The organism is Ruegeria sp. H8 (assembly GCF_056532905.1).
This window is the reverse complement of record NZ_JBQFNY010000013.1, coordinates 69,821-84,242: the sequence shown is the minus strand read 5'-3', so window position 1 is coordinate 84,242 and position 14,422 is coordinate 69,821. Positions and strand designations below refer to the sequence as shown.

Here is a 14,422-nt window from a genome sequence, read left to right as displayed (position 1 = left end):
TCGCCTCTGCCTCGGTCTGAGGCTGTTCTGTAGCGGGAGGTGTCGCCTCTGCCTCGGTCTGAGGCTGTTCTGTAGCGGGAGGTGTCGCCTCCACCTCGGTCTGAGGCTGCTCTGTGGCCGGAGGGGACGTCTCTGTCCCGGTTTGAGTTTCTCCGGTATCGGGCTGGCTCGTCCCAGTGTCAGGCTGGCTTGTCCCGGTATCAGGTGGGTTCACCCCGATATTGGGTTGGCTCGTTCCAGTATTGGGCTGGGATGGAGCGCTGATCACAGTATACCCGTTGTTTTTGAGCCAATCGATGTAAGGGCCTGTAATGCTGTTTGCGAGGTCCGAACCTGCATTTGCCAAATCCGCCGGGCTTCCTGGTATGACGACGTACTGATTGTAGCCATCCGTCTGCGCCGTGGCCTGATAGGTAAAGTGCTGGTCGTACTCTGTGGGCTTGATTAGGACATTGTTGCCGACGTTCCAGTCCGGCTGACCACTATGCCCCAGAATCTGCGACGTGATGTTTTGGGTGATCGCGACATTACTGGAGCCGTTCGATACGAAGATGAGCGGAATTTCAATGCCGCCTGTCTGTGTTTTTTCATCTACGTGCAGAACGGAGTTCTTTGTGATGGTGATACCATCCGCACCGTAAACCGAAATGCCATGCAGATGGCCGTTATAGATCACGTTCCCTTCGATCAGGACATTGTGGTGGATGACGTTCGGGTCGCTGAGATCCTTGCCGTCCCCACCAAACCAGATGGTCTGGGTGTAATCTCCGTTGCCCATGTCAAAGACGTTGTTGCGGATGGTGATGTTGTCACTGCCGCTGCCGTTTGCGCGCTGGACCTGGATCATGTCACGGTGATCGCCCGCGCCCGCAGCGCCGCCGAAATCGTGAATATAGTTGTTCTCTACCAGGATATTATCGACATTGTCGAATACCAGACCATCCGAGCGGATCGAATGAACGTCGTTCCCGGTGAAGCTCACCCCATCGGAGTTAAGAGCGATGGCGCCCTTCCACCATTTCGAGAATTCGGTATTGATGACGTCGATATTGTTGGAACCGGAGATCATCAGTCCGGTGCCATATCCGGTGCCATCCGCAGATGTTCCGGTGCCGCTGGCAAAATCACCTTCGAAGTTCGAATTCTGGAATGTGATGTTCGAACTGTTGGTGACGCTGAATTTATTCTGGAAGTGATAGTCTCCAGAGCTGTACGTGTAATCGAATTTGATCGTGTCGAACGTTACATTCGACGCCCCATTGAGATGCGCTTCAGAGAAGCTTGCGCTTGCATTCGGATCAGCGGATTTAATCGTTACGTTAGATGAAAACTGTTTACCATTCAGGCTGAGCTTGCCGTAATTGCCGGCCGCAAGCAGTATTGTTTCCCCACCTGTCGCCTGTGACAAGGCCTGGTTCAGCTCTGCCGCAGAGGTTACCGTAATTGTCGTCGACATATTTCACCTTCTGTTTCATAGGCGCTGTGAGTGGCAGCGCACGAGTTCCCGCACACCCAGGACAAATGGAACAGCTGCCCGAGGGCAGTAGAGTGGCCTAAATATGGCTATGTTTGGAAATTGTTGCCTGCATTGGGACAATGACGTCCCTTTGCCTTCATTTCCGAGTGAACTCGATACTCGATACTGGGAATTGTTCCACTTCCCTTGGCGGTTGACGCCTGTTTGGATAATTGATTCCCGTTAAGCAACAATGAACACATAATTGCCACTATTCCGGCGCGTCCTTGCGTATCTCTGGTAGGTGTCGGCAATGAATTGCCCGGTGCCCCTACGGCAACTTGCAGATTTAATTGAGACCACCCCGGAAAAGCACCGCTGAGTGTCTCGGAAATGTCATGCGATCCGAGGGGCACCACAATAGACAGTATGCGGGGGTTCGACTAAGCTTTCGAACGGTCGCAGATCAGAAAGGTACGTCATGTCCAGATCACGTATTCTTGCGCTGGCAGGTACGATCCTGCTGTTCTTTAGCCCTGCCTTGCATGCAAAGACCCCTTGCGACAGGCAGCAATTCAAACCCAGATTCACGGCCCAAACCCAAGGTCAGGCTATTTCCGACGCAGCAACGCTGGCAAGTGCTTTGCAGAATGCCCGTGGCGGTGAGGTCTATCTGCTTGCACCGGGGAACTATGATACTCTGAAACTGGGCAAGGCTTACCCGTCGCCGGTGGTGATCAGATCGGCTGACCCTGCCAGCCTCGCGTGTTTCAGTGTCGCCATTCTTGACGGGGCCGAAAATGTCCATCTGGATGGCATCAGGTTCGACTATACCTTCAAGAACGCTGACCCGTATCATCTGGCCAACTTTGTTGTTCGCAACAGCCGGAACATCACTATCTCCAACTCCGTGTTCAGCGGGGATGTCGCACGCGGCACCGGAACGCCAGAAGATGGGGCGGGGTTTGGCACAGGTCTGCTGGTGTTCCACGCCGCCAATGTTGATATTTCAAACTCCGAGTTTCTCACATGGTGGAAGGCGATCATCGCTATTAATACAGACGGCATAAAGATCACTGACAGCGACGTGCATTCGATCCGCTCGGATGGTCTGGTGTTCGACAATGTCGACGACATCCTGGTTCAGAACAATTACATCCACAACTTTGGCGGGGCCGATGGAGTTGGCGATCACCGTGATATGATCCAGATCCAGCGGGCCAATAACAGTGGAAGCGCCAATATCACGATCCGGGACAATATCTTCGATGTAGGTGCAGGCGACTTTGCCCAGACGATCTGGGCCGGCGGAGATGGGAAGAACATCGGAGACCCCGAGGTACGGCATCGGAACGTGTTGATCGAAAACAACATGATTTACAACGGCCATGTCCACGGCATCTCCATCTACGGTTCCGACAACATTTCGGTCAGAAAAAACTCTCTGATCAATGTTCCTGGTGGCCATTCTGTGCCGGTGATCAATATCTCACCAGACTCTACATCCGTTGTCATCGAACAGAACGCCGCGGCAAACATCATGGGGTATGAAAACCAGCGCGATTGGGTGCTTCTTAACAATGCCATGATTCAGGATCAAAACCCGTCTCAGGAAGGGTATTATGATCAGCAGTTCATCTACCATGCGTTGGGGCGGGAAAAGGGTTATAATGAGTTTGGCGTGCGTCCCGGCAGTCTCATGGATCGCCTGAATGCCGGATCAACGCTGGCAAAGAACTATCCCACTCAATGAAGACTGACATGGATGATTTCCGCTGGCGTGTTTAATGGCAAGGGCGTGGCTATGAAAGCCACCAGTTTTTTTTGGTTTTGAAGAGTTACTTGAGTTAAGGGCAGGAAATTCGAATGATCGCTGTTTCGTCAGCCAAAACGAGAGAACAGGTGGCAAAACCGCTTGTCCTGATGCTGCTCGTCATATCTTTTGCGATGCCATTTTATTTCTTCCTCGGCGGGCTGAAACTCAATGGCTATCGTGTGATCCTTCTCCTCTATATGTTCCCCGCAGTTTTTGGGTGGCTGAGCGGTAAAGCAGGTAAAATCAGGGCGGTCGATTTCTTAGTAATCGGCTTTGCGTTCTGGGCCAGCCTGACTTTGGCCGTCAATCACGGCATTCAGGAACTGTGGCAGTTCATCGGAATGTTCATAATAGAAACGCTAACCCCCTATTTTATTGCCCGAACTTATATTCGCAATTTGGATTCGTTCCGGTTTTTTGTGAAATGCCTCTTCATTCTGATCATGGTTCTCTTACCGTTTGCGGCTTATGAAGCTGTCACGGGTAAGATGCCGCTCCTGAATCTGTTTGGGAAGGTGATGAGTGTTTATCAAAAGTGGTATTTTCCACCGAGACTGGGATTGCTGCGCGCTCAGACAACGATGCCGCATCCGATTTTGTTTGGAGTGTTCTGTGCACCGGCTTTTGCACTTACCTGGTATGTGTTGGGATGGAATAAATCCTTTAACAAAAAGGTTGGTCTCGTTTCCATCGTTGGGGGCACCGTCTTCTGTTCCTTGTCGTCGGGTGCTTTCATGAATGTCATACTTCAGATGATGCTGATGGCGTGGAACAGGATATTTTGGTTCCTGAAGAATAGGTGGAAAATTCTTCTCTATATTTTCTCTTTTTTGTACTTCGTCGGCGAAGTCAGTTCCAATCGGACTATGTTTCAGATCTTCGCAACACACTTCACTTTGACACCGGGCACCGCATTTACGCGGATCAATATTTTCACCTTCGCCTCTGACGATGTTCTGCAGAACCCGTTGTTTGGAATCGGGTTGAATGACTATACGCGACCCCACTGGATGGCCATGTTGACCACGGTGGACAATTTCTGGCTGGTGATAGCATTGCGGCATGGATTCCCGGGGCTGTTTCTGCTGTTGGGTGCGGTGTTGGTTGTCTTTTTCCAAGCCGGCAACAGGAATTTGACCGGCGCCGTCGCAGACGCCCGTCTTGGGTATTTGATTGCGTTGCTGGGCCTATGTGTTTCCGCGATCACGGTGCATTTGTGGGACTCTACCTTCTGTTTCTTCATGTTTCTTCTGGGGGCGGGGGTTTGGCTTTTTGATGCTGATGATCAGGAAAGCCAGGGCGGCGACAGTGTACAGACACCGACTGAAGGCAGGAAATTGCGTTATACGCGGTTTCCACAGATTGTTCCGGGTGAGTTAACAGCAAGGCGGGCTGTCAGAACCGGTTCAGCCGGTCGTCATCCAGCGCCGCCGAGACATTCCCAAAGCCCGCCGCAAACGGCGCAGGGGCGGCATTTGACCGGATAAAGTGGCACCCATCTCGTGCGTGGACATATCACCACGCAACGAAGTCCGTGGCCGCAGAAAATTGTTTGCGCGCCAATTGCCGCCATCGCTTGACCAGGCAGCGGTGTACCCCGCATCGCGCAAGGCCCGAAGGACCCTTGCGTCATAGCGCCCGAAGGGGATGCCCGCCTCTGTCACCGGATGTCCGCAGATTTTTTCAAGCTGCGCACGTGATGCGCACAGCTCTTCGGTCAGTGCAGCATCATCCAGGGTGGGCCACGCCGTGTGAGCAATGCCATGACTTCCAATTGTCATGCCCGCGTCGCGCAGGGTGTGAAGATGTTCGACATCCAGCGAGCCCACCTGCCCGATCCGATCGGTGAGAACGAAAAAGCGCCCCCGGAGGTTACGGGCCGCAAGGGCGGGCAGGGCAATACTGTAATCTGAAAGATTGCCATCATCGAAAGTGATCGTGAAATGGCCCGGATCGGGGGCTTGGGCGATCTGATCCAGCGCATATTCGAATTGACTGACTGACAGCCAGTAAGGGGCCTCGTCCGGTTCCAGGGCACGTTCCGGTGTGCCGATGCCGTGAAAAATGATACTCGTTCCAGTGGTCATTGGCGTGCTTTTTTCAAGCGGGAATGAAGCGTTTCGGCGGTGCCTATCAAAGCCGAACCCAATCCGGCGGGTCGGTATTCATAAGGTCCGGCCGCCAACAAGTCCGTTCCACCGGTCCGTTGTTTGAATTCTGTGACGGTCGGATTGATGTCAGGGTCGATACCGTCCAGATCGTACCATTTTATGCCCTGTGTCCGATGCCGCAGGATGGATTCCCACATCAGATAATGGCCGGCATTGCAGCGGCGCCCCACATCCGTTGTCGCGCCAAACAGATAGACCGCGAAATTTCCTGTCCGGCCGATTGTCATGCCGGCTATGTCGACACCATCTTTTTGGGCAAACAGAACCTCGTGGGAAAAATCAGCACCCTGAAGCGGGTAGTAGAATTCGGGGGGAATATCAGGTTGCTCGAACCCTTTGGCGGCCTGCACCTGTTGATAGAGTTCATGAAATCTGCCCGAGGCTTCGGAGATCGGGGCGCTTTCCAGCGACAGATCGCTTTTCAACGCTTTGCGCAGATGGTTGCGCCATTTGCCATGTTGCGCCTTAAGCAATATTTCTTCGTCCTGATCGCAATCGATGATGACGGTCCGATAAGGCCGGGAACGATCGGTGGGATGAAACCCCGCCGAGGCCGCAGACCGATCTATTACCGGAACGTCATGAAATGGCAGGGCGGGAAGCCGCAACCGAAGGATATGGCCGGTTTTCCGGGCATAGGCGCGCAGTGCCGCAAATGTTGCATCCAGCCGGTCCTGGTCGATTTCGGGCTGTTCGCGGTGATGCATCATAGGGCCTGCTGCGATCCAGGCGATACCACGCCCCAGGCCGGGCACGCGCTTTACGCGCAGGCAGGCCGCAGCGGTCAAGTGACCGGCCTGATCTGACAGGGTGATAAAATCAGTCGTGGCACCGATCCGTTGTGCCGCGGCCTGCGCATACGTCAGGGTCTGTTCGTATGTCAGATCGTGAAAACTGGCGCTGATCCGGGGCCATTCTTCTGCGGTGACTTTCTGAAACGAGAGGGTCGTGTTCATAATTGCATCCGTATCCAGCTGCTCCAGAGGCTGTTCGGCCGGATTCCCAACCGCGGGCGGACTTTCAGGAACCAGACACGGTAGTAAAAGAAATGCAAGGCATCCGCCCACAAAAGCAGTGCACGGGCACGAAGCCGCGCGGAAGCCCGATCAGGTGCCAGAACGATATTGTAAAGCGGCACCAGATCTCCTCCGTAGCTCAGCTTATATTCATACTCGCCGGCGCCGGCTTCAATCAGGTGCGTATCCTGATCGATCAGCTCTTCAACACGCGCGACCAGACCGACGCGGCCCAGGCCAGCCTTTGCAAATTCGGCATCGACTTCCCGTGCATTGAGCCACCAAAGCACCTTGCCATTCAGGGTGTAACGTAACTGGCTGGACAGCAGCGTTTCATCCCGCCACTGTTCATCGATTGCCGCATGGCCTTTCGGGCTCAGGCGTTGCATCAGGCTGCGATAGAACGCTGCCGCAACCGGCCAGTCGGAAAAATGCCCCCCTTTCCCGGCGGCCTCCCATTGTCGTGTATGCAATGCGATGAACCGATCCATCATTGCATCGACGGTTTCCGGCGTGGAACTGACAGTGCGCAAGACCTCACCTGCCGGTGTCAGGCGCTTGATGTCCCGCCGGACTTCGCGGCGGCGGCTTTTCGAAAGCGAGGCCATAAACGCATCAAAGGTATCAGGCAGAGTCATCAGTGTATGCCCGCGGGTGCTGATGTCGCGTAAAACGGATAGGCCACGCCCATTCAGGGCACGCAGGTTTTCCAGTTGTCCTGCGCGTTCTGACAATGGCGACAGGCTTACGACGCTACATTTCAAATGATCGGTCAGGTGTTCAATGACAGCCCCGAGAACTGTGTTTTCGTAACCGGCGGCAATGGGCAGTTCCATGACCGCGAAATTAGGATCCACGCCCGCCAGCCGGGCGACGCGCACCGGAATGGGGCCGGCCCAAAGGGTTTCAACGCAAAAGGGCAGAACGCCAACAAGCTCTGAACCGTTCCGCAGAATATAGCTGACGGGATGCCGGCTGGCGGCAAACGTTTTGCCGTAATGGTCCCACCAGGCAGATTGCCAGTCGGACAGGAAATATATCTCGGCACCGGACGCTGAGACAAAACTGTCCCAGCTGGCTTGTATGCTCAGCTTGTGTGCAGGTTTTTCGACACACTCAAGCTCGATATCTGCACTGTTGGAAATGGCGTCCCTCATGCCATCGGTTCCTGACCGAAAAGATGATACCGGATTGCCGCTCCGGACAGGCGCAGCCTTGCCTTGCGATCAGGTGTGGCGCGCAGAAGCCCGATCAGTCCAAAGGCAATTCCGCGCAACATTGCACTGCTCAGGAAGATCGCGCGCGTTATCAGCTCACCACTGCGGCCATAGTGCTTTCTGGCGTAGATCGTCTTGCTTTTCTGTTTTTGCACATACATGCGAGATTTGATCTGAGCGGTGCTTTTCGAGCCGCCTTCAAGATGCAGAATCCGTGCCTCAGGCGCGAAGACGCAGCGTTTGCCAACATTGCGGATACGTCGGCACCAGTCAGCTTCTTCCGAATAGATAAAGAACGCGTCATCCAGCGAACCGACTTCTTCGAAGACCGGGCGTGGTACCAGCATGAACATGCCCGACACCACATCCACGTCGCGCTGCGTTGTTCGGTCCCAGCCCCCATATTCGGGCCAGGTAAACAGCCGTTTCAGCCCGAATTCGATCACTGCCAGGCTGAGCGGTCCGGGATCGGCAAAACAGGTCAGCTGGATGGTTTCAGGGTCTTCGAAGACCTGGCAGCCGACGCATCCGACATCCGGATGCGCGTCGAGCCAGGCGCTCATTACATCGATCGCATGATCCAGGATGATCGTATCGGGATTAAGCAGCAGCAGCTTGGCGCCTGTAGCAATCTCGAGCCCTTGATTGTTGGCAGCGGCAAAGCCCAGATTTTCGGTATTCGCGATCAACCGGACCTGAGGAAATTCATCGGCCACCATTTCAGGTGAGCCATCGCTGGAGGCGTTGTCGACAACGATGATTTCGTGCGGCAGCCGGGTCTCATGCGCAATGGACGCCAAGCAATCCCGAAGAATGTCCCGGGTGTTCCAGTTCACGATAATGATAGATACAGCGTATTCGCTACTCGTGCCGGGCGGCGATGAAACCATGACGCTTCGCTCTCGTTAACCACTTACATTCCAAATTTTAACCACTGCCACATTCTGTGAACACTTAAAACGTGACCGTACCGGGACCGTTGTTGTCGAAAAGTAGCTATAAAAGTCAAATCATTTAGATCAGTATATTGAGGTAATATTTTGACGGTGCGAAACCTTGAAAGACAAGACAGTATTAAGATCGGGTTTGGGTAAATTTTGGCCTCTGGGTTTGGCATCGAATGACTGACCGTGGGAACGCACTTTATTGCGGCGATCCTGTCATGCGGTTGTCCGATCTGTTTCGCCGGGATTCTGCTGGCGGGTACACGGCCCTGTTCCAGGACCGGTCGGTGTTTTGGAGCTATAATACCCGTGTGGCAATCCGGGCGTCCTGTGACCTTTTGGGGTTGCAGCCCGAGGATGAAGTTCTGGCACCCGCCTATAATTGTGGTTCCGAGGTCGACCCGCTGATTGATGCGGGCCTTTCGGTTCGGTTGTATCCGGTTTCCGAAAACCTGCGTGTCGATCCCGCACGGATTGCGCCACTTATTACCGGGCGGACGAAGGCGATATATGTGATCCACTATTTTGGTGTGCTGCAGCCATACCTGGCGGACCTGCGGGCCTTGTGCGATCAGCATGGGCTGCGGATGATCGAAGATTGTGCATTGAGCCTTCTCAGCGGTGCTTCGCCGGCAGAAGGCCGCACCGGAGACGTATCGGTTTTCTGCTTCTACAAATTTGTGCCTGTTTTGGGTGGTGGGGCCATGGTCATCAATGCGCCGGACCTGAGCGCCAGGCATCCGTTTCCGCGACCTGCCCCGGGCAAGGCCGTGACCAAAACACTTTTGCGCGCTGGTTTGGCAACCGTATTGGGGCTGTCCCGCATGCAGGCAATGCTTCAGAAGGTACGCGGCCGACAAGAACCGCCGCCCCACAGTGACGGGGATCAACCGGAAGACATTCCGGGGCACTATTATTTCGACCCGGCGCTGCGCGGCGCACAGATGAGTGTCTTCACATCCCGTCCATTGCGGGCCTATTCCGTAGCAGAAACCATTGCGATCCGGCGGTCGAACTGGCAGCGGTACCGGGATGTTCTCAACGAGTTTCCCGAGATACGCATGCTTGTTCCGGAGCTTCCGGTCGATGCCTGTCCGCTGAATATGCCGATCATAGTCGCGGGGCGTGACCGGGTCGTACGGGCGCTGCAAAAAAGCGGGATTGGTGCCACTGCCTGGTGGGCGGGCTTCAACCGCAATCTCGACTGGTCAGGGCAGGCCGAGGCTATGACCCTGAAAGACAATGTCGTATCTTTGCCAGTGCACCAGTACCTTTCGGCTGCGCATATCGATCACATAATAGCGCAACTCAAAAGTGAACTTGTGGCCTGATCAGGCGGGCGGTTTATGCAGAGTGAGGTCAGCGTAATCGGGGCCATCACGCTGCCTTGGACAGCTTGCGTTTGAGTTTTGCGGCAAGCTCTAGCGCCAGGCTCTCGAACCCTTTTGGCTTCCCGGCAAGGCGCCAGAGCAGCAGATGTGTGCCAACATAGACAAAAACTCCGACGAGAACTTTGACCGAGAACCGTATACGCAGCAGCGGCAGGTCTTCCGCTGTCTCGTAAGCCCATCCTACTGCGTCGCCACTGCCATAGGCACTGCTGACAAATAGAACGGCAAGCAACATGGCAAAGGTCGACGCAAATGTACGCCAGGCCATCAGGATCGGTGCCAAAAACCCACCGGTTCCGAAATCCTTGGCCATGATCAGCGCCAGACCGATCGCAAACAGGCTGGCGGCTCCGGAGCCGAGGATCGCGCCGGTAAAGCCGTAGTTCGATCCCAGCACCGTCAGCGCAGTTGTGGCGATCAGCAGGATCGTGTTGCGGAGAAACAGGCGCTTTGTAGAGCCTTCGACGTAGCTTGCAGACCGAACATTGGCCTGCAATGTCTCGATCGCTTTCAAAGGGGCAAGCACCCAGATGACCTGTGCGGCGGCCAGCCACTGATAACCGGCCACGACAACGATCAGGTGATTGGCAACCAGAGCCATGCCGACACTGGCTGGAACGATGATCCCCAAAAGGATGGCGTTGGCCCGTTCGAAGGCTTCCCGGCTGGAGCCTTTGGTCCGGGAGGCGTTGGCAAGGCTTGGATAAACCACCCGTTCCAACGGGCCGATGATCTGGCTGGTGAACAGGACCACAAGGCGATAGCCGACCCTGAAAATCCCTGCATCTGCCAGACCCAGCATGCTTCCGATGACAATCTGGGGCATGTTGTTGATCAGAAACTGGGTGATCTGGGCCCCTAGTGACCATGATGACACATCAATGCAGTCATGCCAGCATCTGAGCGTTAACCTGGGTCGCATCGGGGCGACGGAAAAGCTCCAGATGACCCGGATGACCTGAGTGATGACGCTGGCGACCACGATGGCCCAGTAATCACGCCAGATCCATGTGAGGCTGATGGCCATCAATGTATATGCAATTCGGCTGGTCGTTTCTTCGCCTGCGATGAAACCAAACCGGAGATCTCTTTCCAAAAGTGGGAAGCGTGTGCTTTTGATGGAAGTTGCGATGGCAATGAAGCAAAGCGGGGGGATCAGCGATGTCAGTTCCGCAAGCCCGAAGAATGTCATCAGAGGGGCGCTGGCCCAGATAAGGAGTGCCGAAAAGACACCCAACAGCACCTGCATCGTGAACACGGTGTTCAGGTGATCGTCGGTGATTTCGGGCTGGCGGATCAGAATCATGGAAACGGCCCGCTGGACGATTTCCAGAAACGCGGCCGCGATTATGAAATAGGCAATGATCCCGAAATCCGTCGGCGTCAGAAGACGGGCCGTCACAACCAATGTCAAAACGCCCAGAAACTGGCTGAAAACGCCCGATGCAAACAATGTTGCGGCCCCCCTGGTAAGGGTCGCGCTGTGATCGGGTGTGCCCGGGGCGATCGTCACGCCTGGTTCAACTGGAGGCTTCAAAAGACTTGCCTTTCCATACTCGGAACAAAAAACTTATCAACGTACCAATGTTTCTAATCTGGCTACCCTCAACATCGCTTCAAAAAACCAGCACTTGCTGTTCTAGGAATTTAGTCGGCTGGCTGCTAGTCAAACCTGTAAGTATATTTTTGTGTTGAAATCGCATGTTTTTCCAGTTTCAGAGAGGTACACCATGTTTCAATCAGTACCGTCGCAGCGAGTCGGCGCTGAATATTACATAGCAAAATGAAGTTTCGCCTCAGTGTCTCAGATTGGATTCTGACTGCGCAAGGGTAACAAGTAGAAGAGACCGGTGTTTTCCGGACCCGGTGCCTGTTTTCAAGATGGTATAACAGTATGAAGATTGCGATTTTTGGTCTGGGGTATGTGGGGTTCACGGCAGCATGCTGTCTGACCCGTGAGGGGCATGAGGTGATCGGCGTCGATGTGAATGCCGACAAGGTCTCGGAAATCAATGCCGGGCAGCCTCCGATCAAGGAACCCAAGGTGGCCGAGCTGCTGACCGAGGCGCTTGCAAAGAACCTGATCCGCGCAACGGTTGAAATCCCCGACCTGTCGGATGTCGACCTGGCCATCGTTTGCGTCGGCACGCCCAGTTCCACTGACGGCTCGCACAACATGAATTTCGTGGCCGAGGTGACGCGACAGATTGCCAAGGCCGTGTCACCGGACCGGGGGCGGCCGCTGACCGTAGCGTACCGATCCACCTTCCGACCCGGCACGGTGCGGCAACTGATCGAGCCGATCTTCCAAAGCTATCTGGGCGATCGGACGGGTCAGGCGATCGAGATCGTCTATAACCCCGAATTCCTGCGCGAGGCATCGGCGGTGGATGATTTCTTCAACCCGCCCAAGATCGTTGTCGGCACGGCCGATGGCAATCGCTCGGCGGTGATGGACGAAATGCACGAAGGCCTGGACGCGCCGGTGTTCTACACCGCGTTCGAAGAGGCCGAGATCACCAAATTCGTCGACAACACCTGGCACGCGACCAAGGTGGCCTTTGCCAATGAGGTCGGCCGGATCTGCCACAGCATGGGAGTGTCGGCAAAAACCATGCACGAGATTTTCGTCTCGGACACCAAGCTGAACATCTCGGCCTATTATACCCGTCCGGGCGGGGCGTTCGGGGGGTCCTGCCTGCCCAAGGATGTGCGTGCGTTGCAACACATCGCCGGTGAGGTGGGTGCGCATACGCATCTGATCGACAGCCTGTTGCAGACCAATCAGGCGCATAAGACCTATCAGGCGCAGGACATCATGGCGCGGCTGCCCGATGGGGGCCGGGTGCTGATGGCCGGGCTGGCCTTCAAGGCCGGAACCGACGATCTGCGCGAAAGCCCCAATGTCGATATCGCCCGGCGTCTGTTGCAGGCGGGCTATCAGCTGTCGGTCTATGATCCGGCCATCAAACCTGCCGATCTGCGGGGGCAGAACCTGGGCTATGCCTTTACCCACCTGCCCAACGTGGGCAGCCTGCTGGTGGACCGCGCCACGGCCGAGGCCGGATCCTGGGATCTGGTGGTCGGCTCGAACCGGATCGTGAATGATCTGAACCTGGGTGATGCAGAGGTGGTAAGAACCTATGAATATGACTAGCCCTGTGCCCGCCGTTCAGCCGATTTCGTTCGAAGAGCTGCGCCAGAGCCAACCCCTGAAGGGTCTCAAGGTTCTGATCGTGGTGGAAAACCTGCCCGTCCCCTTTGACCGCCGCGTCTGGATGGAGGCGCGCACGCTGGCCGCGGCCGGCGCGTTGGTCTCGGTCATCTGCCCCACCGGCAAGGGCCATGAGGAACGCGTGTGGGAAGATGAAGGCATCAAGGTCTATCGCCACCCGCTGCCGCTGGATGCCAGCGGGGCGCTGGGGTATCTGCTGGAATATGGCGCGGCGCTGTTCTGGGAAAGCTGGCTGTCGCTGAAGATCAAATTCACCCGTGGCTTTCACGTCATCCATGGCTGCAACCCGCCCGATCTGATCTTTCTGGTGGCGCTGCCCTTCAAGCTGTTTGGCGTGCGCTATCTGTTCGATCACCACGACATCAACCCCGAGCTTTACGAGGCCAAGTTCGACAAGCGCGGCTTTTTCTGGAAGCTGATGAAGACGTTCGAGCGGCTGACCTTCGCCTCGGCCCGGGTGTCGATTGCCACCAATGAAAGCTATCGCAAGATCGCCATCGAACGCGGCGGCATGGCGCCCGAGGATGTGTTTATCGTCCGGTCCGGCCCTGATCTGAGTCGGCTGCAGCACCTGCCGCCGAACCCGGCCTGGCGCAACGGGCGGAAATACATGGTGGGTTATGTCGGCGTCATGGGTGATCAGGAAGGCATCGACCTGCTGCTGGAATCCGTGGCGCATCTGGTCAAGGTTCAGGGCCGCGACGATATCCAGTTCTGCCTTGTGGGCGGGGGCCCCAGCCTGGACAAGCTGAAACAGCAATCCGTGGATATGGGCCTGTCGGACTATGTCACCTTCACCGGCCGCGCCCCCGATCGAGATCTGTTCGAGATCCTGTCGACCGCCGATGTCTGCGTGAACCCGGACCGGGTGAACGAGATGAACGACAAATCCACCATGAACAAGATCCTCGAATACATGGCCTTCGAGAAACCCATCGTTCAGTTTGACGTGACCGAGGGGCGGTTCTCGGCGCAGGAGGCCTCGCTTTATGCAAAGGCCAACGATCCGGTGGATATGGCCGACAAGATCACCGACTTGCTGGCCGATGACGAACGTCGCGCCGCCATGGGCCGCTATGGCCGCGCCCGGGTCGAGTCCGAGATGGCCTGGCCGCATCAGGTGCCCGCGCTGATCGCGGCGTATCAGCGGATCTGGAAGGGGTAACCGGCCAGAGC

General features: G+C 55.7%; 11 protein-coding genes. 5 read left to right on the top strand and 6 right to left on the bottom strand.

All coding sequences use genetic code 11. The features are described from left to right. Positions 1 to 1,456, bottom strand: a 1,456-nt coding sequence (locus ACR0A2_RS20540) for a right-handed parallel beta-helix repeat-containing protein (protein WP_480447487.1), incomplete at its 3' end; no start/stop codon positions are given. Positions 1,457 to 1,937: 481 nt separating this feature from the next. Here ACR0A2_RS20540 and ACR0A2_RS20535 point away from each other — a divergent pair. After that, complete coding sequence (locus ACR0A2_RS20535) at positions 1,938 to 3,209, top strand: right-handed parallel beta-helix repeat-containing protein (protein ID WP_480447489.1); 1,272 nt, start codon at positions 1,938 to 1,940, stop codon at positions 3,207 to 3,209. Positions 3,210 to 3,322: 113 nt separating this feature from the next. After that, complete coding sequence (locus ACR0A2_RS20530) at positions 3,323 to 4,759, top strand: O-antigen ligase family protein (protein WP_480447490.1); 1,437 nt, start codon at positions 3,323 to 3,325, stop codon at positions 4,757 to 4,759. On the opposite strand, the gene ACR0A2_RS20525 is transcribed toward ACR0A2_RS20530, so the two are convergent. Genes ACR0A2_RS20525 through ACR0A2_RS20510 form a run of 4 tightly spaced genes read right to left on the bottom strand, consistent with a single transcriptional unit; the run spans position 4,679 to position 8,566 of the window. Continuing rightward, entirely contained in the window at positions 4,679 to 5,359 is a 681-nt protein-coding gene (locus ACR0A2_RS20525; RefSeq protein WP_480447491.1) for a polysaccharide deacetylase family protein, read from the bottom strand. The two genes, ACR0A2_RS20530 and ACR0A2_RS20525, sit on opposite strands and share 81 nt — an antisense overlap. Next, a complete protein-coding gene (locus ACR0A2_RS20520) occupies positions 5,356 to 6,399 on the bottom strand; it encodes a lipid II:glycine glycyltransferase FemX (RefSeq protein WP_480447492.1) in 1,044 nt (347 codons plus the stop codon). Before ACR0A2_RS20520 ends, ACR0A2_RS20525 begins: the two co-directional genes overlap by 4 nt. Further along, the gene (locus tag ACR0A2_RS20515; RefSeq protein WP_480837013.1) at positions 6,396 to 7,616 is read right to left on the bottom strand and encodes a GNAT family N-acetyltransferase; all 1,221 of its coding nucleotides are present in this window, start codon (positions 7,614 to 7,616) and stop codon (positions 6,396 to 6,398) included. The genes ACR0A2_RS20520 and ACR0A2_RS20515 overlap by 4 nt, the downstream gene beginning before the upstream one ends. Continuing rightward, positions 7,613 to 8,566, bottom strand: a complete 954-nt coding sequence (locus ACR0A2_RS20510) for a glycosyltransferase family 2 protein (protein WP_480447494.1) — start codon at positions 8,564 to 8,566, stop codon at positions 7,613 to 7,615. Before ACR0A2_RS20510 ends, ACR0A2_RS20515 begins: the two co-directional genes overlap by 4 nt. Before the next feature lie 230 nt (positions 8,567 to 8,796). Here ACR0A2_RS20510 and ACR0A2_RS20505 point away from each other — a divergent pair, with 230 nt between their 5' ends. After that, positions 8,797 to 9,951 (top strand): DegT/DnrJ/EryC1/StrS family aminotransferase, encoded by a 1,155-nt coding sequence (locus ACR0A2_RS20505; protein WP_480459139.1) that lies wholly within the window; start codon positions 8,797 to 8,799, stop codon positions 9,949 to 9,951. A 46-nt stretch (positions 9,952 to 9,997) separates the two neighbouring features. Here ACR0A2_RS20505 and ACR0A2_RS20500 read toward each other — a convergent pair whose 3' ends face one another. Further along, entirely contained in the window at positions 9,998 to 11,524 is a 1,527-nt protein-coding gene (locus ACR0A2_RS20500; RefSeq protein ID WP_480447496.1) for an oligosaccharide flippase family protein, read from the bottom strand. 381 nt (positions 11,525 to 11,905) lie between these two features. Here ACR0A2_RS20500 and ACR0A2_RS20495 point away from each other — a divergent pair, with 381 nt between their 5' ends. Beyond that, on the top strand, positions 11,906 to 13,168 hold the full coding sequence (locus tag ACR0A2_RS20495) for a nucleotide sugar dehydrogenase (RefSeq protein WP_480837010.1): 1,263 nt from the start codon (positions 11,906 to 11,908) through the stop codon (positions 13,166 to 13,168). Next, positions 13,155 to 14,411, top strand: coding sequence for a glycosyltransferase family 4 protein (locus ACR0A2_RS20490; RefSeq protein ID WP_480837008.1), 1,257 nt, complete (start codon positions 13,155 to 13,157; stop codon positions 14,409 to 14,411). Before ACR0A2_RS20495 ends, ACR0A2_RS20490 begins: the two co-directional genes overlap by 14 nt. The last annotated feature ends 11 nt before the right edge of the window (positions 14,412 to 14,422 follow it).